This is a genomic window from Alkalihalobacillus sp. TS-13, assembly GCF_019720915.1.
Taxonomy (GTDB): Bacteria; Bacillota; Bacilli; order Bacillales; family Fictibacillaceae; genus Pseudalkalibacillus.
In genome coordinates this window covers 13,568-35,643 of the sequence record NZ_JAHKSI010000009.1, presented here as the reverse complement: position 1 = coordinate 35,643, position 22,076 = coordinate 13,568, and the positions used below count along the sequence as shown (strand labels likewise).

The 22,076-nt window shown below is 43.5% G+C and carries 32 protein-coding genes; all 32 read left to right on the top strand.

The genetic code is table 11. The features are described from left to right. Positions 1-12 precede the first annotated feature (12 nt). The 32 genes from rpoC (at position 13) to infA (ending at position 21,954) form a co-directional block, all read left to right on the top strand. Positions 13-3,636: a DNA-directed RNA polymerase subunit beta' gene (rpoC, locus tag KOL94_RS23995; RefSeq protein ID WP_221569196.1), complete on the top strand. Its 3,624-nt coding sequence runs from the start codon at positions 13-15 to the stop codon at positions 3,634-3,636. An 86-nt stretch (positions 3,637-3,722) separates the two neighbouring features. Then, a complete protein-coding gene (locus KOL94_RS23990; protein ID WP_221569195.1) occupies positions 3,723-3,971 on the top strand; it encodes a 50S ribosomal protein L7ae-like protein in 249 nt (82 codons plus the stop codon). 111 nt (positions 3,972-4,082) lie between these two features. Next, positions 4,083-4,505 (top strand): 30S ribosomal protein S12, encoded by a 423-nt coding sequence (gene rpsL / locus KOL94_RS23985; RefSeq protein WP_221569194.1) that lies wholly within the window; start codon positions 4,083-4,085, stop codon positions 4,503-4,505. A 236-nt stretch (positions 4,506-4,741) separates the two neighbouring features. Then, positions 4,742-5,212 carry a 30S ribosomal protein S7 gene (gene rpsG / locus KOL94_RS23980; protein ID WP_221569193.1) on the top strand — a complete coding sequence of 157 codons (471 nt, stop codon included), beginning with the start codon at positions 4,742-4,744 and terminating at the stop codon, positions 5,210-5,212. Positions 5,213-5,265: 53 nt separating this feature from the next. Continuing rightward, on the top strand, positions 5,266-7,350 hold the full coding sequence (gene fusA, locus KOL94_RS23975) for an elongation factor G (protein ID WP_221569192.1): 2,085 nt from the start codon (positions 5,266-5,268) through the stop codon (positions 7,348-7,350). 119 nt (positions 7,351-7,469) lie between these two features. After that, positions 7,470-8,660, top strand: coding sequence for an elongation factor Tu (tuf, locus tag KOL94_RS23970; protein WP_221569191.1), 1,191 nt, complete (start codon positions 7,470-7,472; stop codon positions 8,658-8,660). A gap of 792 nt (positions 8,661-9,452) precedes the next feature. After that, complete coding sequence (gene rpsJ / locus KOL94_RS23965; RefSeq protein ID WP_221569190.1) at positions 9,453-9,761, top strand: 30S ribosomal protein S10; 309 nt, start codon at positions 9,453-9,455, stop codon at positions 9,759-9,761. Positions 9,762-9,800: 39 nt separating this feature from the next. Continuing rightward, positions 9,801-10,439, top strand: coding sequence for a 50S ribosomal protein L3 (rplC, locus tag KOL94_RS23960; protein ID WP_221569189.1), 639 nt, complete (start codon positions 9,801-9,803; stop codon positions 10,437-10,439). 17 nt (positions 10,440-10,456) lie between these two features. Next, positions 10,457-11,080, top strand: coding sequence for a 50S ribosomal protein L4 (rplD, locus tag KOL94_RS23955; protein ID WP_221569188.1), 624 nt, complete (start codon positions 10,457-10,459; stop codon positions 11,078-11,080). After that, the gene (rplW, locus tag KOL94_RS23950; protein WP_221569187.1) at positions 11,080-11,370 is read left to right on the top strand and encodes a 50S ribosomal protein L23; all 291 of its coding nucleotides are present in this window, start codon (positions 11,080-11,082) and stop codon (positions 11,368-11,370) included. Before rplD ends, rplW begins: the two co-directional genes overlap by 1 nt. Positions 11,371-11,396: 26 nt before the next feature. Continuing rightward, on the top strand, positions 11,397-12,227 hold the full coding sequence (gene rplB / locus KOL94_RS23945) for a 50S ribosomal protein L2 (protein WP_221569186.1): 831 nt from the start codon (positions 11,397-11,399) through the stop codon (positions 12,225-12,227). A gap of 57 nt (positions 12,228-12,284) precedes the next feature. Beyond that, entirely contained in the window at positions 12,285-12,563 is a 279-nt protein-coding gene (gene rpsS / locus KOL94_RS23940) for a 30S ribosomal protein S19 (RefSeq protein WP_221569185.1), read from the top strand. A 20-nt stretch (positions 12,564-12,583) separates the two neighbouring features. Continuing rightward, positions 12,584-12,925 carry a 50S ribosomal protein L22 gene (gene rplV / locus KOL94_RS23935; protein WP_221569184.1) on the top strand — a complete coding sequence of 114 codons (342 nt, stop codon included), beginning with the start codon at positions 12,584-12,586 and terminating at the stop codon, positions 12,923-12,925. Positions 12,926-12,928: 3 nt separating this feature from the next. Then, on the top strand, positions 12,929-13,588 hold the full coding sequence (rpsC, locus tag KOL94_RS23930; protein ID WP_221569183.1) for a 30S ribosomal protein S3: 660 nt from the start codon (positions 12,929-12,931) through the stop codon (positions 13,586-13,588). A 2-nt stretch (positions 13,589-13,590) separates the two neighbouring features. After that, the gene (rplP, locus tag KOL94_RS23925; RefSeq protein WP_221569182.1) at positions 13,591-14,025 is read left to right on the top strand and encodes a 50S ribosomal protein L16; all 435 of its coding nucleotides are present in this window, start codon (positions 13,591-13,593) and stop codon (positions 14,023-14,025) included. Next, positions 14,015-14,218: a 50S ribosomal protein L29 gene (rpmC, locus tag KOL94_RS23920; RefSeq protein WP_221569181.1), complete on the top strand. Its 204-nt coding sequence runs from the start codon at positions 14,015-14,017 to the stop codon at positions 14,216-14,218. Before rplP ends, rpmC begins: the two co-directional genes overlap by 11 nt. Positions 14,219-14,239: 21 nt before the next feature. Next, positions 14,240-14,503, top strand: a complete 264-nt coding sequence (gene rpsQ, locus KOL94_RS23915; RefSeq protein ID WP_221569180.1) for a 30S ribosomal protein S17 — start codon at positions 14,240-14,242, stop codon at positions 14,501-14,503. 46 nt (positions 14,504-14,549) lie between these two features. Continuing rightward, on the top strand, positions 14,550-14,918 hold the full coding sequence (gene rplN, locus KOL94_RS23910; protein WP_221569179.1) for a 50S ribosomal protein L14: 369 nt from the start codon (positions 14,550-14,552) through the stop codon (positions 14,916-14,918). Between the two features lie 50 nt (positions 14,919-14,968). Beyond that, positions 14,969-15,280: a 50S ribosomal protein L24 gene (gene rplX / locus KOL94_RS23905; RefSeq protein WP_221569223.1), complete on the top strand. Its 312-nt coding sequence runs from the start codon at positions 14,969-14,971 to the stop codon at positions 15,278-15,280. Between the two features lie 26 nt (positions 15,281-15,306). Next, positions 15,307-15,846: a 50S ribosomal protein L5 gene (gene rplE, locus KOL94_RS23900; protein ID WP_221569178.1), complete on the top strand. Its 540-nt coding sequence runs from the start codon at positions 15,307-15,309 to the stop codon at positions 15,844-15,846. Between the two features lie 21 nt (positions 15,847-15,867). After that, positions 15,868-16,053, top strand: a complete 186-nt coding sequence (locus KOL94_RS23895; RefSeq protein WP_138420165.1) for a type Z 30S ribosomal protein S14 — start codon at positions 15,868-15,870, stop codon at positions 16,051-16,053. A gap of 30 nt (positions 16,054-16,083) precedes the next feature. Then, positions 16,084-16,482 (top strand): 30S ribosomal protein S8, encoded by a 399-nt coding sequence (rpsH, locus tag KOL94_RS23890; RefSeq protein WP_221569177.1) that lies wholly within the window; start codon positions 16,084-16,086, stop codon positions 16,480-16,482. Positions 16,483-16,515: 33 nt separating this feature from the next. Then, positions 16,516-17,055 (top strand): 50S ribosomal protein L6, encoded by a 540-nt coding sequence (gene rplF, locus KOL94_RS23885; RefSeq protein WP_221569176.1) that lies wholly within the window; start codon positions 16,516-16,518, stop codon positions 17,053-17,055. A 32-nt stretch (positions 17,056-17,087) separates the two neighbouring features. Then, the gene (gene rplR, locus KOL94_RS23880) at positions 17,088-17,450 is read left to right on the top strand and encodes a 50S ribosomal protein L18 (RefSeq protein WP_221569175.1); all 363 of its coding nucleotides are present in this window, start codon (positions 17,088-17,090) and stop codon (positions 17,448-17,450) included. A gap of 21 nt (positions 17,451-17,471) precedes the next feature. After that, a complete protein-coding gene (gene rpsE, locus KOL94_RS23875) occupies positions 17,472-17,972 on the top strand; it encodes a 30S ribosomal protein S5 (RefSeq protein ID WP_221569174.1) in 501 nt (166 codons plus the stop codon). Between the two features lie 13 nt (positions 17,973-17,985). Continuing rightward, positions 17,986-18,174, top strand: coding sequence for a 50S ribosomal protein L30 (gene rpmD, locus KOL94_RS23870; protein ID WP_221569173.1), 189 nt, complete (start codon positions 17,986-17,988; stop codon positions 18,172-18,174). 33 nt (positions 18,175-18,207) lie between these two features. Then, positions 18,208-18,648, top strand: coding sequence for a 50S ribosomal protein L15 (gene rplO, locus KOL94_RS23865; RefSeq protein WP_221569172.1), 441 nt, complete (start codon positions 18,208-18,210; stop codon positions 18,646-18,648). After that, positions 18,648-19,937, top strand: a complete 1,290-nt coding sequence (secY, locus tag KOL94_RS23860; RefSeq protein WP_221569171.1) for a preprotein translocase subunit SecY — start codon at positions 18,648-18,650, stop codon at positions 19,935-19,937. The genes rplO and secY overlap by 1 nt, the downstream gene beginning before the upstream one ends. Before the next feature lie 72 nt (positions 19,938-20,009). Then, positions 20,010-20,660: an adenylate kinase gene (locus KOL94_RS23855; RefSeq protein WP_221569170.1), complete on the top strand. Its 651-nt coding sequence runs from the start codon at positions 20,010-20,012 to the stop codon at positions 20,658-20,660. Then, on the top strand, positions 20,660-21,406 hold the full coding sequence (gene map, locus KOL94_RS23850; protein WP_221569169.1) for a type I methionyl aminopeptidase: 747 nt from the start codon (positions 20,660-20,662) through the stop codon (positions 21,404-21,406). The genes KOL94_RS23855 and map overlap by 1 nt, the downstream gene beginning before the upstream one ends. Before the next feature lie 16 nt (positions 21,407-21,422). Next, a complete protein-coding gene (locus tag KOL94_RS23845; RefSeq protein WP_221569168.1) occupies positions 21,423-21,743 on the top strand; it encodes a KOW domain-containing RNA-binding protein in 321 nt (106 codons plus the stop codon). Beyond that, positions 21,736-21,954, top strand: a complete 219-nt coding sequence (gene infA / locus KOL94_RS23840; RefSeq protein WP_093073147.1) for a translation initiation factor IF-1 — start codon at positions 21,736-21,738, stop codon at positions 21,952-21,954. The genes KOL94_RS23845 and infA overlap by 8 nt, the downstream gene beginning before the upstream one ends. The last annotated feature ends 122 nt before the right edge of the window (positions 21,955-22,076 follow it).

Here is a 22,076-nt window from a genome sequence, read left to right as displayed (position 1 = left end):
GAGGTAGACCCCTTGATCGATGTAAATAACTTTGAGTATATGAAAATTGGTCTTGCTTCACCTGATAAGATCCGTTCTTGGTCTCGTGGTGAAGTCAAGAAACCGGAAACGATTAACTACCGTACGTTGAAGCCTGAAAAAGATGGGCTTTTCTGTGAAAGAATTTTCGGTCCGCAAAAGGACTGGGAGTGTCACTGTGGTAAATACAAGCGCGTCCGCTATAAGGGCGTCGTTTGTGACCGCTGTGGTGTAGAAGTCACACGTGCAAAAGTTCGACGTGAACGCATGGGACATATCGAACTTGCTGCACCAGTTTCTCATATCTGGTACTTCAAAGGCATTCCGAGCAGAATGGGCCTTGTGCTGGATATGTCTCCTAGAGCACTTGAGGAAGTGATTTATTTCGCTTCATGGGTAGTGACGGAGCCAGGTGAAACACCACTTGAGAGGAAACAACTTTTATCCGAAAAAGAATATCGTTCTTACCGTGAAAAGTATGGTCAAGGATTTACAGCACAAATGGGTGCGGAATCCATCAAGAAACTTCTAGAAGATATCGATCTTGATAAAGAAGTAGCGGTATTGAAAGAAGAACTGAAGACTGCACAAGGACAAAGACGTACTCGAGCAATCAAAAGACTTGAAGTATTAGAAGCGTTCCGTCATTCAGGAAACCTCACTTCATGGATGATTCTCGAAGTGCTGCCGGTCATCCCACCGGAACTTCGTCCTATGGTCCAATTGGATGGCGGTCGATTTGCGACATCCGACCTTAACGACTTATACCGTCGGGTGATCAACCGTAACAACCGTCTGAAGCGTCTATTGGATCTTGGTGCACCGAATATCATCGTCCAAAACGAGAAACGTATGCTCCAAGAAGCTGTGGATGCATTGATCGATAATGGACGACGCGGCAGACCGGTCACAGGACCAGGAAACCGTCCGTTGAAATCCCTCTCCCATATGTTGAAGGGTAAACAAGGTCGTTTCCGTCAAAACCTGCTTGGTAAACGTGTCGACTATTCTGGTCGTTCCGTTATCGTTGTAGGTCCTAACTTGAAAATGTATCAGTGTGGTCTTCCAAAAGAGATGGCACTTGAACTATTCAAACCGTTTGTCATGAAAGAGTTGGTCAACAAAGGCCTTGCTCATAACATCAAGAGTGCGAAGCGTAAAGTTGAACGCGTCCAACCTGAAGTATGGGATGTACTTGAAGAAGTCATCAAAGAACACCCCGTTCTTTTGAACCGTGCACCTACACTTCACCGTTTGGGAATCCAGGCATTCGAACCGACATTAGTTGAAGGCCGTGCGATTCGTCTTCACCCGCTAGTATGTACAGCATACAATGCGGACTTTGATGGAGACCAAATGGCGGTTCACGTTCCATTGTCAGCAGAAGCTCAAGCTGAAGCACGTATCTTGATGCTTGCAGCACAAAACATTTTGAACCCGAAAGATGGAAAGCCGGTTGTAACACCGTCTCAGGATATGGTATTAGGGAACTACTACCTTACCCTTGAACGGAAAGGCGCTATCGGTGAGGGTATGATCGTCAATGATACGAATGAAGCACTCACTGCATACCAGAATGGTTATGTGCATCTTCATACACGTGTCGCAATTCCGGCGAAAGCACTCGGTAAAGGTTCATTTACTGAGGAGCAGAATAGTAAATTGTTAATCACGACGATTGGTAAGTTGATTTTCAACGAAATCTTGCCGCCGTCATTCCCATATATCAACGAACCGACTGAGTACAATCTGGAAGTAGCAACCCCCGAGAAGTACTTTATCGATCCAACCGTTGATTTGAATGAGGAACTCGATAAGCGTGAATTGATTCCGCCTTTCAAGAAAGGTATATTAGGAAAGATCATTGCAGAGGTCTTCAAACGATTCAAAATCACAGAAACCTCTAGAATGCTTGACCGAATGAAAGATCTTGGATTCAAATACGCGACTAAAGCAGGTATTACCGTTGGTGTATCTGACATCGTGGTCCTCTCTGAGAAGAAGGAGATCCTTGAAGAAGCTGAAGAGAAAGTCACAAAAGTATTACAGCAATTCCGTCGAGGACTCATCACAGAAGAAGAACGTTATGATCGTGTCATCTCCATCTGGAGTAATGCGAAGGATGCAATCCAAGAAAAACTGATGGTTTCATTGGATCCTTATAACCCGATCTTCATGATGAGTGATTCAGGTGCCCGTGGTAACGCATCAAACTTCACCCAGCTTGCTGGAATGCGTGGATTGATGGCTAACCCGGCTGGTCAAATCATCGAACTTCCGATCAAGTCAAGTTTCCGTGAAGGTCTTACGGTCCTTGAATACTTCATTTCAACGCATGGTGCTCGTAAAGGTCTAGCTGATACAGCACTTAAGACCGCCGACTCTGGTTATCTGACTCGTCGTCTTGTTGACGTTGCACAAGATGTCATTGTCCGTGAAAAAGATTGCGGAACAGATCGAGGTCTGACTGTCAAAGCGATTAAGGAAGGAAATGAAGTCATCGAACCGCTCGATGAACGATTGATTGGTCGTGTAGCGTTCAAGACGATCCAACATCCTGAAAATGATTCTGTCATTGTCGGACGTAACGAATTGATTACAGAAGACATTGCGAAAGAAATTATTGACCTTGGAATTGAAGAAGTCGTCATTCGTTCTGCATTTACATGTAACACCCGTCACGGTGTATGTAACTTGTGTTATGGACGCAACCTGGCTACAGGTACTGAAGTTGAAGTTGGGGAAGCTGTCGGAATCATCGCTGCTCAATCAATCGGTGAGCCAGGAACCCAGCTTACAATGCGTACATTCCATACAGGTGGAGTTGCAGGAGACGATATCACACAGGGTCTGCCTCGTATCCAAGAATTGTTTGAAGCGCGTAACCCGAAAGGTCAAGCAGTCATTTCTGAGCTTGATGGCACGGTTACTGCGATCAACGAAGTTCGCGATAAACGTGAAATCACAGTACAAGGTGAAGTTGAGAGCCGTTCGTACACCATCCCTTACGGTGCACGTATCAAAGTAAAAGTAGATGATACGATTGTTGCCGGCCAAGAACTGACAGAAGGTTCGATCGATCCGAAAGAACTGATGAAGGTTTCCGGTGTCGATGCAGTCCAAAATTATCTGCTTCGCGAAGTGCAGAAGGTTTACCGTATGCAAGGGGTGGAAATCGGTGATAAGCACGTTGAGGTAATGGTTCGTCAAATGATGCGGAAAGTACGTGTTATTGAAGCTGGAGATACAAACGTCTTACCGGGATCGCTTATCGACATCAACCAATTTACAGATGTCAATACGCAAGTCCTGTTAGAAGGCGGTCAACCAGCTACAGGACGACCGATCTTACTTGGAATCACGAAAGCATCCCTTGAAACTGAGTCATTCTTATCAGCTGCTTCCTTCCAGGAAACGACACGTGTCCTGACTGATGCAGCAATCAAAGGTAAGCGTGATGAGTTGCTTGGACTGAAAGAGAATGTCATCATCGGTAAGCTTGTACCAGCAGGAACAGGAATGTCGCGTTATCGCAGCATCGTTCCAGTTGGAGAACAAACCGAGTTGGAAGCGACTGAAGAATCTGTTGGCACAGAAGAATTAGTCACACAAGATTAATTGTATTGTTGACAACATTTTTCAACTCTGATAATATAACGGAGTGCTTTCATATAAACCTGTTGCTTTGGAGGATATAAAAACAAATGTCTTATGAAAAAGTGACGCAGGCAACCAATTTTATTGTTGGCACGAAGCAAACAATAAAAGCCCTTCAGAATGGGGAAGTGAAAGAGTTAATCGTTGCAAATGATGCAGATCAGCGTGTAACGAATAAAGTCGTTCACATCGCAAAAGAAAAAAGCGTTCCTGTCACAAACGTCGAATCTATGAAAAAGCTTGGAAAAGCTTGCGGAATTGACGTTGGTGCCGCAACGGTTGCGATAATAGGATAAAATTGTTTTTGCCAGGGCTCTTTAGCCCTGCGCAAAAACTTTATTTTGTCCAAAAATGAACCACCTGGATGTGTGGGCTAGGAATACAAGTATTAGAAGGGAGGATATAAAATGCCTACTATTAACCAATTGGTACGTAAGGGTCGTCATTCAAAAGGTAAGAAATCCGACTCTCCAGCACTTAACAAAGGCTACAATAGCTTCAAGAAAGTAAACACTGATCTTTCTTCTCCGCAAAAGCGCGGTGTTTGTACACGTGTTGGTACAATGACACCTAAGAAGCCGAACTCTGCACTTCGTAAGTATGCGCGTGTTCGTTTGACTAACCAGATTGAAGTTACAGCTTACATTCCTGGAATTGGTCACAACCTACAAGAACACAGTGTTGTACTTATCCGTGGAGGTCGTGTAAAAGACTTACCAGGGGTACGTTACCACATCGTTCGTGGTGCACTAGATACTGCTGGAGTCAATGACCGTAGACAAGGTCGTTCTAAGTATGGAACGAAGAAGCCTAAAGATGAAAAGAAATAATAGGTAGTTCAAAAGTCATCAAATGATGAACGGCGAATTTCTACGTTCCTTGGTTTTACCGGTCCTCATGTATTGAACACATACATTCCGGTCCTCAAAACCATCACGCCTTGAACTTCTTGTTCCTGATTCGCTAACTTTTGAACCTTCATTGAAAAATCATCAAATGATGAACGGCAACTGTGCCGCTTTTGAACACTCGAAAATATTGACAACTTTTGAAAGGAGGGGACTACATGCCTCGTAAAGGACCTGTAGAACGTCGTGATGTATTACCAGATCCAATTTATAAATCTAAACTTGTGACACGCCTAATCAACAAAATCATGGTTGATGGAAAAAGAGGTGTAGCGCAAACGATCTTATATAATGCGTTCAACATCGTACAAGAGAAAACAAACCAGGATCCAATGGAAGTACTTGACCAAGCACTTAAGAACATCATGCCAGTTCTTGAAGTAAGAGCTCGTCGTGTTGGTGGTGCAAACTATCAAGTACCGGTCGAAGTACGCCCTGAGCGTCGTTCGACACTTGGACTTCGTTGGTTAGTGAACTACTCTCGTCTTCGTGGAGAAAAAACGATGGAAGAGAGATTAGCATACGAAATCATGGATGCAGCTAACAACACTGGTGCTTCTGTCAAGAAGCGTGAAGACATGCACAAGATGGCTGAAGCGAACAAAGCATTCGCTCACTATCGTTGGTAAGATCAAAGAAATAATAAACTATCAATCACATTCGAAGGAAGGAGAAAGACCCTATGGCAAGAGAGTTCTCCTTGAAAGATACACGTAATATCGGGATCATGGCTCACATTGATGCTGGTAAGACGACTACGACAGAACGTATCTTATTCTATACAGGACGTATCCACAAAATTGGTGAAACTCATGAGGGAGCTTCACAAATGGACTGGATGGAGCAGGAACAAGAGCGCGGAATCACAATCACTTCCGCTGCTACAACTGCTCAATGGAAAGACCACCGTATCAACATCATCGATACACCAGGACACGTAGACTTCACTGTTGAAGTTGAACGTTCATTACGGGTATTAGATGGAGCAGTAGCGGTTCTTGATGCTCAATCCGGAGTTGAACCGCAAACAGAAACAGTATGGCGTCAAGCGACAACATACCATGTACCACGTATCGTGTTCATCAACAAGATGGACAAAATCGGAGCAGATTTCATCTACTCCCTTGGAACGCTACGTGAACGTCTAGGTGCTAACGCACATGCGATCCAGCTTCCAATCGGAGCAGAGGATGACTTCCAAGGAATCATCGATCTTGTAGAAATGAAGGCTTATTTCTATGAAGATGATCTAGGCACTCGTACACAAGCAGGTGAAATTCCAGACGAGTACAAAGAACTCGCTGAAGAATATCACGGAAAGCTTGTTGAAGCAGTAGCTGAATTAGACGAAGACCTAATGATGAAGTATTTGGAAGGTGAAGAGCTTACAGTTGAAGAACTGAAAGATGGTATCCGTAAAGGTACTGTCAATGTTGAATTCTACCCAGTTCTTTGTGGTTCTGCATTCAAGAATAAAGGTGTTCAACTAGTATTGGATGCTACACTGGATTACTTACCATCTCCATTAGATGTACCTCCAATCAAAGGTTTCATCCCAGAAGGTGATGAAGAGAAGGAAGTTACACGTGAAGCAGACGATAATGGTCCATTCTCTGCCTTAGCATTTAAGGTTATGACGGACCCTTACGTTGGTAAATTGACATTCTTCCGTGTGTACTCTGGTACACTTGACTCTGGATCATACATCAAAAACTCTACGAAGAATAAGCGTGAACGTGTAGGACGTATCCTGCAAATGCACGCAAACTCTCGTGAGGAGATCTCAACTGTATATGCAGGGGATATCGCTGCTGCAGTTGGATTGAAGGATACATCTACTGGTGACACTCTTTGTGCCGAGAATGATATGGTCATCCTTGAATCAATGGACTTCCCAGAGCCGGTTATCTCATTATCCGTTGAGCCTAAGTCTAAGGCTGACCAAGACAAGATGGCAATCGCTCTTGCGAAATTGGCTGAAGAGGATCCAACATTCAAAACTGAAACGAACCAAGAAACTGGACAGACGATCATTTCTGGAATGGGTGAACTTCACCTTGACATCATCGTTGACCGTATGCGTCGTGAGTTTAAAGTTGATGCGAATGTTGGGGCACCTCAAGTTGCTTACCGTGAAACAATCCGCAAAGGCGCGAAAGTTGAAGGTAAGTTCGTACGTCAATCAGGTGGGCGTGGTCAATACGGTCACGTTTGGATTGAATTCGAACCAAACGAAGAGGGTGCAGGATTCGAATTTGAGAACAAGATCGTCGGTGGGGTTGTACCTCGTGAATACATTCCAGCGGTACAAAACGGAATCGAAGAAGCTATGCAAAACGGTATGATTGCAGGATACCCTGTAATTGACCTTAAAGCTAAAATCTACGACGGTTCATACCACGATGTTGACTCAAACGAAATGGCGTTTAAGATTGCTGGTTCCATGGCATTAAAGAACGCTAAACAATATTGTTCTCCAGTTCTTCTTGAGCCAATGATGAAAGTTGAAGTTGTTGTGCCTGAAGAATACATGGGAGATATCATGGGAGATGTAACATCTCGCCGTGGTAGAGTTGAAGGTATGGAAGCTCGCGGTAACGCTCAAGTTATCCGTGCAATGGTACCTCTATCTGAAATGTTCGGTTATGCGACTACACTACGTTCTAGAACGCAAGGTCGCGGAACTTACACTATGCACTTTGAAAAGTACGAAGAAGTACCAAAGTCCATTTCAGAAGAAATCATCAAAAAAGTAAGCGGTCAATAATCGTTTACGACTTGTACAAGAAAGTACATTTATTGTAAGCTAAGATAGGTGAAGTAATATTCGTCTATCTTACAAATAAAAAAATAACTATCTTTTATATTTAAAGGAGGAACATACTCATGGCAAAAGAAAAATTTGATCGTTCCAAAGACCACGTTAACATTGGTACAATTGGACACGTTGACCATGGTAAAACTACACTAACTGCAGCAATCACTACAGTACTTCACAAGAAGTCTGGTAAAGGTGAAGCTCGTGCATACGACCAAATCGATGGTGCTCCAGAAGAGCGTGAGCGTGGAATCACAATCGCTACTGCACACGTTGAGTACGAAACTGACAACCGTCACTATGCACACGTTGACTGCCCAGGACACGCAGACTACGTTAAGAACATGATCACTGGTGCTGCACAAATGGACGGTGGAATCCTTGTTGTTTCTGCTGCTGACGGCCCAATGCCACAAACTCGTGAGCACATTCTACTTTCTCGTCAAGTAGGTGTACCTTACCTTGTTGTATTCATGAACAAGTGTGATATGGTAGACGACGAAGAACTACTAGAACTAGTAGAAATGGAAGTACGTGACCTTCTTTCTGAATACGACTTCCCTGGTGACGATGTACCAGTAATCAAAGGTTCTGCTCTTAAAGCTCTTGAAGGAGACGCTGAGTGGGAAGAGAAAATCTTCGAACTTATGGCAGCAGTTGATGAGTACATCCCAACTCCAGAACGTGACCACGACAAGCCATTCATGATGCCTGTTGAGGACGTATTCTCAATCACTGGTCGTGGAACAGTTGCTACTGGACGTGTTGAGCGTGGTAAAGTTAAAGTTGGAGACGAAATCGAAATCCTTGGACTAACTGAAGAGCCGAAGAAAACTACGGTTACAGGTGTAGAAATGTTCCGTAAGCTTCTTGACTATGCTGAAGCTGGTGACAACATCGGTGCACTACTTCGTGGTGTTTCCCGTGACGACATCGAGCGTGGACAAGTTCTTGTTCAACCTGGAACAGTTAAAGCTCACACTAAGTTCAAGGCGGAAGTTTATGTTCTTTCTAAAGAAGAAGGTGGACGTCACACTCCATTCTTCGCTAACTACCGTCCACAGTTCTACTTCCGTACTACGGACGTAACTGGAACAATCGCTCTTCCAGAAGGAACTGAAATGGTAATGCCTGGAGACAACATTGAAATGACTGTTGAACTAATCGCGCCAATCGCGATCGAAGACGGCACAAAGTTCTCTATCCGTGAGGGTGGACGTACTGTAGGTGCTGGAGTAGTATCTTCAATCATTGAATAGTCGATAGAGATTCAAAGCACTCCGTATTTTGCGGGGTGCTTTTTTTAGATACATCTCTCATGTAAAATTCGAGACTATAACGAGAAAAACGAGTCAGGTGAGATCCCTGCAGTGAATTAAGGATCTTCGAGTATAATGATGACCTTCGACTAAATACCACCACGTCCTGTGGAAGCTTCTAAGAATTCGCATCGAAGACACGAATATGATTTCATTTTTGTGCTGACATCCTGTGCAAGTGAGCGGATGAGAATTGTAGACCACTCGCGAAAAGGGAGTGAATTTTGGAATTTACAGTAAAAATAAAAGAGTATTTGATAAAATGATTTAATGATTAATCAAATATAAAGAAATATCATTAAAACGTGAATGCGAAGAACACTTTAAGGTTTAAAAATAGATTGTAGCAGTGGTTATCTACAAAAACACCGAATTACCTACAAATGCGAATTACCTCACTTTTAATAATTTCCACCTCATCTTCAAATCGGAAACTGAGACGCTAATAATTCCACCTAAAAAATCCGTCCCCAATAAATTTCGATTCTATTCAAAAAATCCTTGCAAATCATAGGCAGAACCATTATAATAGTTCAAGTGTGGCTGAATACTTACTTACACTAAAGTTGCTTGCAAAACCCTTGCGACTCTAGTATAATCTGTAATGTTGGCCATCATTTTGCGATGAAGTAGAAGGTTGCGGACACACCCGGCCCCTTTGCCATGGCGGGAACGTTCGGTAAATTTCTACTGAGAATTGTCTATATCAATGGACGAGAAGGAGGGGAAATAATGGCAAAGCAAAAGATTCGTATTCGTTTAAAGGCTTATGATCACCGTATCTTAGATCAATCTGGTGAAAAGATTGTTGAAACTGCTAAGAGATCTGGTGCGAAGGTATCGGGACCAATCCCACTACCAACTGAAAAGTCTGTATACACTATCTTGCGTGCGGTTCACAAGTACAAAGATTCTCGTGAACAGTTTGAAATGCGCACACATAAGCGTTTGATCGACATTATCGAGCCAACGCCACAAACGGTCGATTCACTAATGCGTTTGGACCTACCATCTGGCGTAGACATCGAAATCAAGCTATAAAAAACAAAAATCATAAGGATATATTAGGAGGTGTGACGAATGACCAAAGGAATCTTAGGTAAGAAGATCGGTATGACTCAAATCTTTGCAGAAAACGGTGAGGTAATTCCTGTAACTGTTGTCGAAGCTGCTCCAAATGTTGTTCTACAAAAGAAGACAGCTGAAAACGACGGCTACGAGGCAATCCAAATCGGTTATGCTGACAAGAAAGAATCTCGTACTAACAAACCTGCAAAGGGCCATGCTGAAAAAGCAAACACAAACCCTAAGCGCTACGTTAAAGAGGTTCGCAATGTTGAGCTAGCGGACTATGAAGTTGGTCAGGAAGTCAAAGTAGATATTTTCCAGGAAGGCGATCAAGTCGACGTCACTGGAACATCAAAAGGTAAAGGGTTCCAAGGTGCGATCAAGCGCCACGGACAATCACGCGGACCAATGACTCACGGTTCACGTTACCACCGTCGCCCTGGTTCAATGGGTGCAACTGACCCTATGCACGTATTTAAAGGAAAGAAACTTCCTGGACGCATGGGTGGAAACACAGTTACAGTACAAAACCTTGAAATTGCTAGAGTTGACGCAGAGCGCAACCTACTATTGATTAAAGGTAACGTACCTGGTGCGAAAAAGAGCTACGTTACAGTAGAATCTGCAGTCAAGGCTAAAGAAGCTAAGTAAGAAAGGAGGATACACCGGTGCCAAAAGTAACGCTTTATAACCAATCCGGTTCTGAAATCGGAGATATCGAATTAAATGACAATGTATTTGGAATTGAACCAAATGAAAACGTACTTTTTGATGCGGTTGTCATGCAACAAGCATCAACTCGTCAAGGAACTCACGCTGTGAAAAACCGCTCTGCGGTAAGAGGCGGTGGACGTAAACCATGGCGTCAAAAAGGTACAGGACGTGCTCGTCAAGGATCCATTCGTTCTCCACAATGGGTAGGCGGTGGAGTCGTATTCGGACCGACACCAAGAAGCTATAGCTACAAACTTCCTAAAAAAGTGCGTCGTTTAGCAATCAAATCTGCGCTTTCTTCTAAAGTGCAAGATAACAATGTGGTCGTATTAGATGAGCTAAAGTTCGAAGCACCAAAGACAAAAGAGATGGCTGCTTTATTAGCAAATTTCTCTTCAGAAGCAAAAGCACTTGTCGTTACTGGTGATTATAACGAATTTGCAGCTTTATCCGCTCGTAATCTCCCTGGAGTTACAATCGTGACTGCTGACGGAGTGAATGTGTTGGATGTGCTGAACCACGATAAATTATTCATGACGAAAGATGCTGTAGAAAAGGTAGAGGAGGTGCTCGCATAATGGCAGACGCACGTGAAATCATTAAGCGCCCCGTTATCACTGAACGTACTACAGAAATCATGGGTGATGGTAAATACACGTTCGAGGTAGACCCTCGCGCTAACAAAACTCAGATTAAAGACGCGGTAGAAGAAATTTTCGGTGTTAAAGTCGAAAATGTAAATACACAAAATTACAAAGGGAAGAAGAAACGCGTAGGTCGTTACTTCGGATACACTGCTAAACGCAAAAAAGCGATTGTGCAGTTGACATCTGATAGTAAAGAACTCGATTTCTTCGAAGGAGTATAAACCTACTCGTAAAGGAGGGACCGTAAATGGCTATCAAAAAGTATAAACCAACATCAAATGGTCGTCGTCATATGACGTCATCTGATTTTAGTGAAATCACAACAGATCAGCCCGAAAAGTCGTTGTTAGCGCCATTGAGCAAAAAAGCTGGACGTAACAACCAAGGGCGTATTACTACACGTCACCAAGGTGGAGGCCACAAGCGTAAGTATCGTATCATCGATTTCAAACGTGACAAAGATGGAATACCAGGACGCGTTGCTACGATTGAATATGATCCGAACCGTTCTGCAAACATCGCGCTTATCCACTATGCTGATGGTGAAAAGCGTTATATCCTTGCTGTGAAAGGTATGCAAGTTGGACAGGAAGTTATGTCAGGTCCAGACGCGGACATCAAGACCGGAAACGCATTGGCTCTTAAAGATATCCCGGTTGGTACTACCATCCACAATATCGAAATGAAGCCTGGTCGTGGAGGTCAGCTCGTTCGTTCTGCTGGAGCAGAAGCACAACTACTAGGTAAGGAAGAGCGTTATGCACTTGTACGTCTTCGTTCTGGTGAAACTCGCCGCATCCTATTGACTTGCCGTGCGACAATCGGTCAAGTAGGAAACCTGGAGCATGAATTGATCAATATCGGTAAAGCAGGTCGTTCTCGTTGGATGGGTAAACGCCCAACTGTTCGAGGATCTGTTATGAACCCTAACGATCACCCACATGGTGGTGGTGAAGGACGTGCGCCAATCGGACGTAAATCACCAATGTCTCCATGGGGCAAACCGACACTTGGATACAAAACTCGTCAGAAGAACAAGCCAAGTGACAAATATATCGTACGTCGTCGTAAAAAATAACGGGATTGAACTACGGTTCAAGCGAACCGTAGCGCAATCGCGAAGGGAGGTACAAACATGGGTCGTAGTTTGAAAAAGGGACCTTTCGTAGATGATCACTTAATGAAAAAGGTAGAAGCACTTAACGAAACAAATGAGAAGAAGGTTATCAAGTCTTGGTCTCGTCGCTCTACTATTTTTCCGGATTTCATCGGACACACAATTGCCGTTTATGACGGACGTAAGCACGTGCCAGTATATGTGACTGAAGACATGGTCGGACACAAGCTAGGTGAATTTGCACCTACACGCACATATAAAGGCCACGCAGCTGATGATAAGAAAACAAGACGTTAACAAGAGAGGAGGTACTCCGAATGGAAGCTAAAGCTGTTGCAAAACAGGTTCGAATTGCTCCTCGTAAAGCTCGCCTAGTCGTCGATCTCATTCGAGGAAAGGAAGTTGGAGAAGCGATTGCGATTTTGCGTCATACACCAAAAGCAGCGTCTCCAATTGTAGAAAAAGTATTGAATTCTGCAATCGCAAACGCAGAACACAACTATGAATTGGAACCAAACAACCTGGTAATCAAAACCGCATTTGTTGATGAAGGTGTTACATTGAAACGATTCCGCCCACGTGCTATGGGTCGTGCAAGCCGCATCAATAAGCGCACAAGTCACATTACGATCGTAGTTTCAGAAAAGAAGGAGGGATAAATCGTGGGTCAAAAAGTAAATCCAGTAGGACTTCGTGTAGGCGTCATTCGTGACTGGGAATCAAAGTGGTACGCTGATAAAGATTACGCGGATCTACTACATGAAGACATCAAAATTCGTGAATACATTGAAAATCGTTTGAAAGATGCTGCTGTATCAACGGTTGAAATCGAGCGTGCAGCAAACCGTGTAAACATCACAATCAAAACTGCTAAGCCTGGTATGGTCATCGGTAAAGGTGGATCTGAAGTAGAAGCACTTCGTAAATCCCTTAACGAACTTACAGGTAAAAGAGTTCATGTAAATATCTTTGAAATCAAGCAAGCAGATCTTAATTCCAAGCTCGTTGCAGAAAACATTGCGCGTCAGCTTGAAAATCGTATTTCGTTCCGTCGTGCTATGAAGCAAACAATCCAACGTGCGATGCGTGCAGGTGCGAAAGGTATTAAAACGGAAGTATCAGGTCGTCTTGGTGGCGCTGATATCGCTCGTTCTGAATCCTACAGTGAAGGAACTGTTCCGCTTCACACTCTTCGTGCAGACATCGATTATGGAACTGCCGAAGCAGATACAACTTACGGTAAGTTAGGCGTAAAAGTCTGGATCTATCGTGGTGAAGTCCTTCCAACGAAAGGAACGAAACAAGAGGAAGGAGGAAAATAATTATGTTGATGCCAAAACGTGTTAAATATCGTAGAGAACACCGTGGTAAAATGCGTGGACGCGCTAAAGGCGGCCAAGAAATCGCATTTGGTGAGTACGGTCTACAAGCAGTTGAATCGTCTTGGATCACTAACCGCCAGATCGAAGCAGCTCGTATCGCGATGACGCGTTACATGAAGCGTGGCGGTAAAGTATGGATTAAAATTTTCCCTTCTAAGCCTTACACAGCTAAGCCTCTAGAAGTACGTATGGGTTCCGGTAAAGGGGCGCCTGAAGGATGGGTTGCAGTCGTAAAGCCTGGGAAAATCATGTTTGAAATAGCTGGAGTATCAGAAGAAGTAGCTCGCGAAGCACTTCGTCTTGCATCTCACAAGCTGCCAATCAAAACGAAATTTGTAAAACGCGAAGAAGTGGGTGGTGACACAAATGAAAGCTAATGATTTCCGTAACTTAACCACTGCAGAAATCGAACAGAATGTTAAAACTCTTAAAGAAGAGCTATTCAATCTTCGCTTTCAATTAGCAACTGGCCAATTAGAGAACCCTGCCCGCATTCGTGAGGTCCGTAAAGCCATTGCACGTGCAAAAACTGTTTTGCGCGAACGTGAGCTCGGAATTACGAACGTCTAAATTGAAGGGAGGACTTAAAAAATGAGCGATCGCAATCAACGTAAAGTATATGTAGGTCGTGTCGTTTCCGACAAAATGGAAAAGACAATTACTGTACTTGTTGAAACTTATAAAAATGATAAATTGTACGGTAAGCGTGTAAAGTACTCTAAAAAGTTCAAAGCACATGATGAAAACAACACTGCTAAAATGGGTGACATTGTTAAAATCATGGAAACTCGCCCGTTATCAAAAGATAAGCGCTTCCGTCTAGTAGAAGTGGTAGAAGAATCAATCATCATCTAAATAAAGTTCGGATCGATATCTTCAGTCCGAAAGGAGGTACACGTAAATGATTCAACAAGAATCACGCTTGAAAGTCGCTGACAACTCTGGAGCTCGTGAACTACTAACTATCAAGGTCCTCGGTGGATCTGGACGTAAGTATGCGAACATCGGTGATATGGTTGTGTGTTCTGTTAAATCCGCAACACCAGGAGGCGTTGTTAAGAAAGGCGAGGTCGTTCGTGCTGTAATCGTACGTTCTAAGCGCGGTATGCGTCGTCCAGACGGATCTTACATCCGTTTCGATGAGAATGCTGCAGTGATCGTGCGTGACGACAAGAGCCCAAGAGGAACACGTATTTTCGGACCTGTTGCACGTGAATTACGTGACAATCAATTCATGAAAATCGTTTCATTAGCGCCAGAAGTTCTTTAATAAAATTCAAGCCCTGTCTTGTAAGGAGGTGCGCAATCGCTATGCCTAAAATGCACGTGAAAAAAGGCGATAAAGTTCAAGTTATTTCAGGTAAGGATAAAGGGAAGCAAGGAGTAGTCCTTCAAGCGTTACCGAAGAACAATCGTGTCATCGTTGAAGGAATTAACGTTGTGAAGAAACATGCCAAGCCTTCTCAAGATAATCCACAAGGAGGAATCCTTAATGTTGAAGCATCTATCCATGCTTCTAACGTTATGTTGATCGACCCTAAATCGAATGAACCTACTCGTGTAGGATATAAAGATGTGGATGGAAAGAAAGTACGTGTTGCTAAAAAGTCAGGAGAAGCTCTTGATAAATAAGCTTTGTTGAAAGGAGGTTACCTAGAATGAATCGTCTACAAGATAGATACAAAAAAGAAATCGTTCCTTCTCTACAAGAGAAGTTCAACTATACATCTGTGATGCAAGTACCGAAAATCGAAAAGATCGTTGTCAACATGGGAATCGGAGATGCTGTTTCTAACGCAAAAGCGCTTGATGTCGCGGTTGAAGAATTAACTGAAATCGCTGGTCAAAAGCCAGTCGTTACTAAGGCTAAGAAATCCATCGCTGGATTCAAGCTTCGTGAAGGAATGCCGATTGGGGCGAAAGTTACATTGCGCGGCGAGCGTATGTACGAATTCCTCGACAAGCTGATCAGTGTTTCTCTTCCACGTGTACGTGACTTCCGCGGTGTTTCTAAGAAATCATTTGACGGTCGCGGAAACTACACTCTTGGAGTGAAAGAACAGCTTATTTTCCCAGAGATCGATTATGATAAGGTCAACAAAGTGCGCGGTATGGATATCGTTATCGTAACTACTGCGAACACTGACGAAGAGGCTCGTGAACTACTTCTTCAAGTAGGTATGCCATTCCAAAAATAATGAGCCAAAGGAGGGAAAACTGTGGCGAAAAAATCAATGGTCGCTAAACAAAAGCGTAAGCAGAAGTTCAAAGTACAAGAATACACTCGTTGTGAACGCTGCGGACGTCCGCATTCCGTTATTCGTAAATTCAAGCTTTGCAGAATTTGTTTCCGCGAACTTGCATATAAAGGTCAAATCCCTGGCGTCAAAAAAGCTAGCTGGTAAACCCCATTGTCGGGAAGGAGGTAATTAGTAATGGTCATGACAGATCCAATTGCAGATATGTTAACTCGTATTCGTAATGCAAATACTGTAGGTCACGATAAACTAGAGGTTCCTGCATCAAAGCTCAAAAGAGAAATTGCAGAAATCCTGAAGAACGAAGGTTTCGTACGTGACGTTGAATACATCGAAGATAGCAAGCAAGGTGTTATCCGCATTTTCTTAAAGTACGGTCAAAACAACGAACGTGTTATTACTGGCCTTAAGAGAATCAGTAAGCCTGGTTTGCGTGTCTACGCGAAAGCTTATGAAGTACCACGTGTTCTTGGTGGACTAGGAATTGCTCTAGTATCAACATCAAAAGGTATTATGACTGATAAAGACGCTCGTAACCAACAGGTTGGCGGAGAAGTCTTAGCATACGTTTGGTAATCGAAAGATAGAAAGAATGGAGGTGCAGCCTGAATGTCTCGTATTGGTAACAAACACTTAGAAATTCCAAGCGGCGTGACAGTTGAGAAGAATGACAACAACGTCGTGACTGTCAAAGGTCCTAAAGGTGAATTGACTCGCTCTTTTAACCCTGACATGAAAATCAACATTGAAGATAGCAAGGTTACTGTTGAACGCCCAAGCGATCACAAAGACCATAAAGCTCTTCACGGTACAACAGCTAGTATCATCGGCAACATGATCGAAGGTGTTGCTAAGGGATATGAGAAAGCTCTTGAACTAGTTGGGGTTGGATATCGTGCAAACAAAACCGGTAACAAACTAGTGTTGAACGTTGGTTACTCTCACCCTGTTGAGATCGTTCCTGAACAAGGAATCGAAATTGAAGTACCAGCGAATACGAAAGTAGTCGTTAAAGGTATCGACAAAGAACGTGTTGGTGCTGTTGCAGCGAATATTCGCTCTGTTCGTCTTCCAGAACCGTATAAAGGTAAAGGTATCCGTTACGAAGGAGAATATGTTCGTCGTAAGGAAGGTAAGACTGGTAAATAGTAACGTAAGATTACGGAAAGGAGTGGCGTAGGATGATTACGAAGCTTGATAAAAATGCTGCGCGTAAGAAAAGACACGCTCGTGTGCGCCGTACTATTTTCGGAACAGCAGAACGTCCTCGCTTGAACGTATTCCGCTCATCAAAGCACATTTACGCTCAATTGATCGATGATGAAAACGGAGTAACGTTGTTGTCTGCTTCTACTTTAGATTCTGATGTAGATGTTGATAACGGTGGAAATGTTGAAGCTGCAAAGAAAGTCGGCGAAGCAATTGCAAAGCGCGCAGTTGAAGCTGGACATAAAGTAGTTGTATTCGACCGCGGTGGATATATCTATCACGGACGTGTGAAAGCACTAGCTGACGCAGCTCGCGAAGCTGGACTACAATTTTAATAGAAGGAGGGAAATCCAATCATGCGTGGAATCGATCCAAACAAACTAGAACTTGAAGAACGTGTTGTTACCGTTAACCGTGTTGCAAAGGTTGTAAAAGGTGGACGTCGCTTTCGCTTTGCTGCGGTTGTGGTAGTTGGAGATAAAAACGGTCATGTAGGATTCGGTACTGGTAAAGCACAAGAGGTACCAGAAGCGATCCGCAAGGCTATCGAAGATGCGAAGAAAAATCTTATCACAGTACCGATTGTTGGTACGACGCTTCCTCACCAGATCAACGGACGATATGGAGCAGGTAACGTATTGTTGAAACCTGCATCTGAGGGTACAGGAGTCATCGCTGGAGGACCTGTACGTGCGGTACTAGAGTTGGCTGGAGTTGGTGACATCCTATCTAAATCATTAGGATCTAACAACCCGATCAACATGGTACGTGCAACAATCAATGGACTTAAAAATCTAAAACGTGCTGAGGACGTTGCGAAATTACGCGGCAAATCAGTTGAAGAACTATTAGGTTAAGGAGGGATTTTGAATGGCTAAGAAATTAGAAGTCACCCTCACTCGTAGTTTAATTGGTCGTCCTGAAAACCAACGTGTTACAGTGAAGACACTTGGTTTGCGTAAGATGCACCAAACAGTTGTACACGAAGACAACGAAGCGATTCGTGGTATGGTGAACAAGGTGTCTCATCTTGTAACTGTTAATGAAATCAACGAATAATAAGACGATATAAATCATGAGGAGGTGCCGATAATGAAACTTCATGAACTGAAACCATCTGAAGGTTCTCGTGGCAGCCGTAATCGTGTTGGACGTGGAATTGGTTCCGGTAATGGTAAGACAAGTGGACGTGGACACAAAGGGCAAAATGCTCGCTCTGGTGGAGGCGTGCGACCAGGATTCGAAGGTGGTCAAAACCCGCTTGCAAGACGTTTACCGAAACGTGGATTCACAAACCCAACTCGTGTTGAATATGCGGTTGTGAACTTGGATGCTTTAAACCGTTTTGAAGAAGGAACTGAAGTCACTCCTGAACTACTTCTCGAGACGGGTGTCATCAGCAAGTTGAAAGACGGAGTGAAGATCCTTGGAAATGGAAAATTAGAAACGAAGCTTACTGTAAAAGCTCATAAATTTTCTGGTTCTGCTAAGGAAGCAATTGAAACAGCAGGCGGAAATGCTGAGGTGATGTAATGTTCCGTACAATCTCCAATATTATGCGCGTAAGTGATATAAGAAACAAAGTATTTTTTACACTAGCAATGCTTGTTATCTTTCGGATCGGAACATTCATTCCTGTGCCGAGTGTAAACAAGGATGTGCTAGATTTTCAGAATCAGATGAACGTATTCGGTTTTCTGAATACGTTCGGCGGTGGCGCCCTGCAAAACTTCTCGATTTTTGCAATGGGGATCATGCCATATATCACAGCATCGATCATTGTACAGTTATTACAGATGGATGTTGTACCGAAGTTTACCGAATGGTCTAAGCAAGGTGAAGTTGGGCGTAAAAAGCTTGCGCAATTCACTCGTTATGGAACGATCGTACTTGGATTCATCCAGGCGATCGGAATGTCGATTGGATTCAACAACCTGTTCCCAGGTTTGATTCCTAACCCAAGCATTCCGACTTACCTGCTCATCGCTTTAGTGTTGACAGCAGGTACCGCATTCCTGATGTGGTTAGGTGAGCAAATCACATCACATGGTGTCGGGAATGGTATTTCCATTCTGATTTTCGCTGGTATCGTAGCCGCTGTTCCAGGTGCATTGAACCAGTTCTATGCTACTCAGTTCGCAGGATCAGAACAGACCCTGTTCATCGGAATCGTCAAGGTGCTCCTTATTGCACTAGCAATAGTGATATTGACTGTCTTCGTAATCTTCATTCAACAAGGATTGCGTAAGATCCCGATCCAATACGCAAAACGTGTTGTGAACAACAAACCTGTGGGAGGACAACAGACACATCTTCCACTCAAGGTCAACGCTGCAGGGGTAATTCCGGTTATCTTTGCAATTTCATTGATCATTGCACCACCGACAATCGCAGGATTCTTTGCTGAAAACGCGGTGACCAGATTCATTACAAACACATTTGATTATACGACACCGGTGGGTATGGTCGTATACTCGGCTTTGATCATCGGATTTACGTATTTCTATACATTCGTTCAGGTCAACCCTGAACAAATGGCGGAGAATTTGAAGAAACAAGGTGGATACATCCCAGGAATCCGTCCGGGTAAGAATACAGAAACGTACATTGTGCGTATTCTCTATCGTCTGACTTTTGTCGGAGCCTTATTCTTGGCTTTTGTTTCGATCTTACCGATTTTCTTCATCAAGTTCGCAAACTTGCCTCAATCTTTACAAATAGGCGGTACCAGCTTATTGATCGTGGTTGGTGTAGCATTAGACATTATGAAACGAATTGAAAGCCAATTAATTAAACGTCATTACAAAGGCTTTATCAAATAGAGGAGAACAGGGAATCATCCGAATTCCCCACTCTCTTTACAATGTACGTTTGTGACCGTATGGAGGGATTAGATGAATCTAGTACTCATGGGTCTGCCAGGTGCCGGAAAAGGAACCCAGGCTGCCGAGATTGTTGACAAATATGGTATCCCCCATATCTCAACAGGTGACATGTTCCGAGCTGCAATTAAAGAAGGAACTGAGTTGGGTAAGAAAGCCAAGTCCTACATGGACGCTGGTAATCTAGTACCCGATGAAGTCACGATTGGTATCGTGGATGAACGATTAAGCAAAAGTGACTGTGAAAAAGGTTTCTTACTTGATGGGTTTCCTCGGACGGTCGCACAGGCCGAAGCGCTGGAAAAAATCCTCTTCGAAAAGGATCGTTCAATCGACTTCGTCTTGAATATCAATGTCGAGAAAGAGAAGTTGATGGAACGCTTGACTGGCCGCAGAATCTGTAAACAATGCGGAACGACTTATCACGTGATTTTCAATCCGCCATCTGAACAAGGCGTTTGTGATAAGTGCGGCGGAGAGCTTTATCAGCGTGAAGATGATAATGAAGAAACAGTCAAAACACGACTTGAAGTAAATATTGAACAATCAAAGCCGCTGCTCAAATTCTACGATCAGAAGGGCTATCTCCGTAACATCGACGGAAACCAGGATATCGATCAGGTATTTAACGATATCGATCAATTACTTGGAGGGTTGAAGTAATGATCATATCTAAGACTTCGCGTGAGGTTGAAATCATGCGGGAAGCTGGGAAGATTGTTGCTTTAACTCATCAGGAGCTCCAGAAGCACATTAAACCAGGAGTGACTACCAAGGAACTTGACGCAATCGCTGAAAAGTTTATTCGTAGCCACGATGCAATTCCTTCTTTTAAAGGCTATAATGGTTTTACAGGTAGTATTTGTGCTTCCGTAAACGAAGAGCTGGTTCACGGGATTCCAGGTAAAAAAGTACTGAAGGATGGAGATATCATCTCAATCGACATCGGTGCGAAATACAATGGATACCATGGCGATTCAGCTTGGACTTACGGTGTCGGAGAAATCTCCGACGAGAACAAACATCTTTTAGAGGTAACCGAACAATCGTTATATAAAGGTCTTGCAGAAGCGAAGCCTGGGGAAAGACTCACAAACATCTCTCATGCGATACAATCGTATGTTGAAGCGGAAGGCTTTTCGGTAGTACGTGAATACGTCGGCCACGGAGTCGGGCAAGATCTCCACGAGGATCCACAAATTCCTCATTTTGGACCACCGGGAAAAGGACCGCGTCTAAAGCCAGGGATGGTTCTAGCTGTTGAGCCGATGGTGAATGCAGGATCACGATATGTTCGAACGTTAGCAGATAACTGGACTGTCGTTACCCAGGATGGGAAAAACTGTGCGCATTTCGAGCATACCATTGCTATTGTTGAAGATGGTTTCGAAATTTTAACAAAAGCCTAAGTGAAGGTGATAAATGGTGAGTGAATCCGAGCCGATACCGCAAGTTGGACAATTGGTCCATATCTTGCGAGGGCGGGATGCTAGTCAAATCAATGTAATTGTGGGTATCGTGGACGATAAATTTGTCCTCATCGCTGACGGTGATAAACGAAAATATGACCGAGCAAAGAAGAAGAACATCAATCATCTAGAGCTGTTTCAATATATTTCGCCGGAAGTTAAGCGAAGCATCGATGAAACAGGACGTGTAACAAACGGTAAATTGCGTTTCGCCGTGTCGAAATTCTTGAATGATCAAGCACACTTGCTTGAGAAGGGAGAACAAATCGATGGCTAAAGAAGATGTAATCGAGGTAGAAGGAACCGTTATTGAGCCTCTTCCGAATGCAATGTTTCGTGTAGAGCTTGAGAATGGTCATAAAATTTTAGCTCACGTTTCTGGGAAGATTCGTATGCATTATATTCGCATACTGCCAGGCGATAAAGTAACCGTGGAATTGTCTCCGTACGATTTATCACGTGGTCGTATCACGTATCGTTACAAGTAAGACATTTTTCCGGTAAATGCCTTGTGTATGTTTGAAGGCATATGAATGAGACCACACTGTAGTGAGTGAAACGGTTAAGCTAATTGAAGTGCCTCGCTCAATAGGATTTTCGATTTTGTCGT

Excerpts from the sequence above, each read along its gene's own strand:
- KOL94_RS23990 (WP_221569195.1), top strand. The coding sequence starts at position 3,723 with ATGTCTTATGAAAAAGTGACGCAGGCAACCAATTTTATTGTTGGCACG.
- rpsL (WP_221569194.1), top strand. The coding sequence starts at position 4,083 with ATGCCTACTATTAACCAATTGGTACGTAAGGGTCGTCATTCAAAAGGT.
- rpsG (WP_221569193.1), top strand. The coding sequence starts at position 4,742 with ATGCCTCGTAAAGGACCTGTAGAACGTCGTGATGTATTACCAGATCCA.
- fusA (WP_221569192.1), top strand. The coding sequence starts at position 5,266 with ATGGCAAGAGAGTTCTCCTTGAAAGATACACGTAATATCGGGATCATG.
- tuf (WP_221569191.1), top strand. The coding sequence starts at position 7,470 with ATGGCAAAAGAAAAATTTGATCGTTCCAAAGACCACGTTAACATTGGT.
- rpsJ (WP_221569190.1), top strand. The coding sequence starts at position 9,453 with ATGGCAAAGCAAAAGATTCGTATTCGTTTAAAGGCTTATGATCACCGT.
- rplC (WP_221569189.1), top strand. The coding sequence starts at position 9,801 with ATGACCAAAGGAATCTTAGGTAAGAAGATCGGTATGACTCAAATCTTT.
- rplW (WP_221569187.1), top strand. The coding sequence starts at position 11,080 with ATGGCAGACGCACGTGAAATCATTAAGCGCCCCGTTATCACTGAACGT.
- rplB (WP_221569186.1), top strand. The coding sequence starts at position 11,397 with ATGGCTATCAAAAAGTATAAACCAACATCAAATGGTCGTCGTCATATG.
- rpsS (WP_221569185.1), top strand. The coding sequence starts at position 12,285 with ATGGGTCGTAGTTTGAAAAAGGGACCTTTCGTAGATGATCACTTAATG.
- rplV (WP_221569184.1), top strand. The coding sequence starts at position 12,584 with ATGGAAGCTAAAGCTGTTGCAAAACAGGTTCGAATTGCTCCTCGTAAA.
- rplP (WP_221569182.1), top strand. The coding sequence starts at position 13,591 with ATGTTGATGCCAAAACGTGTTAAATATCGTAGAGAACACCGTGGTAAA.
- rpmC (WP_221569181.1), top strand. The coding sequence starts at position 14,015 with ATGAAAGCTAATGATTTCCGTAACTTAACCACTGCAGAAATCGAACAG.
- rpsQ (WP_221569180.1), top strand. The coding sequence starts at position 14,240 with ATGAGCGATCGCAATCAACGTAAAGTATATGTAGGTCGTGTCGTTTCC.
- rplN (WP_221569179.1), top strand. The coding sequence starts at position 14,550 with ATGATTCAACAAGAATCACGCTTGAAAGTCGCTGACAACTCTGGAGCT.
- rplX (WP_221569223.1), top strand. The coding sequence starts at position 14,969 with ATGCACGTGAAAAAAGGCGATAAAGTTCAAGTTATTTCAGGTAAGGAT.
- rplE (WP_221569178.1), top strand. The coding sequence starts at position 15,307 with ATGAATCGTCTACAAGATAGATACAAAAAAGAAATCGTTCCTTCTCTA.
- rpsH (WP_221569177.1), top strand. The coding sequence starts at position 16,084 with ATGGTCATGACAGATCCAATTGCAGATATGTTAACTCGTATTCGTAAT.
- rplF (WP_221569176.1), top strand. The coding sequence starts at position 16,516 with ATGTCTCGTATTGGTAACAAACACTTAGAAATTCCAAGCGGCGTGACA.
- rplR (WP_221569175.1), top strand. The coding sequence starts at position 17,088 with ATGATTACGAAGCTTGATAAAAATGCTGCGCGTAAGAAAAGACACGCT.
- rpsE (WP_221569174.1), top strand. The coding sequence starts at position 17,472 with ATGCGTGGAATCGATCCAAACAAACTAGAACTTGAAGAACGTGTTGTT.
- rpmD (WP_221569173.1), top strand. The coding sequence starts at position 17,986 with ATGGCTAAGAAATTAGAAGTCACCCTCACTCGTAGTTTAATTGGTCGT.
- rplO (WP_221569172.1), top strand. The coding sequence starts at position 18,208 with ATGAAACTTCATGAACTGAAACCATCTGAAGGTTCTCGTGGCAGCCGT.
- secY (WP_221569171.1), top strand. The coding sequence starts at position 18,648 with ATGTTCCGTACAATCTCCAATATTATGCGCGTAAGTGATATAAGAAAC.
- KOL94_RS23855 (WP_221569170.1), top strand. The coding sequence starts at position 20,010 with ATGAATCTAGTACTCATGGGTCTGCCAGGTGCCGGAAAAGGAACCCAG.
- map (WP_221569169.1), top strand. The coding sequence starts at position 20,660 with ATGATCATATCTAAGACTTCGCGTGAGGTTGAAATCATGCGGGAAGCT.
- infA (WP_093073147.1), top strand. The coding sequence starts at position 21,736 with ATGGCTAAAGAAGATGTAATCGAGGTAGAAGGAACCGTTATTGAGCCT.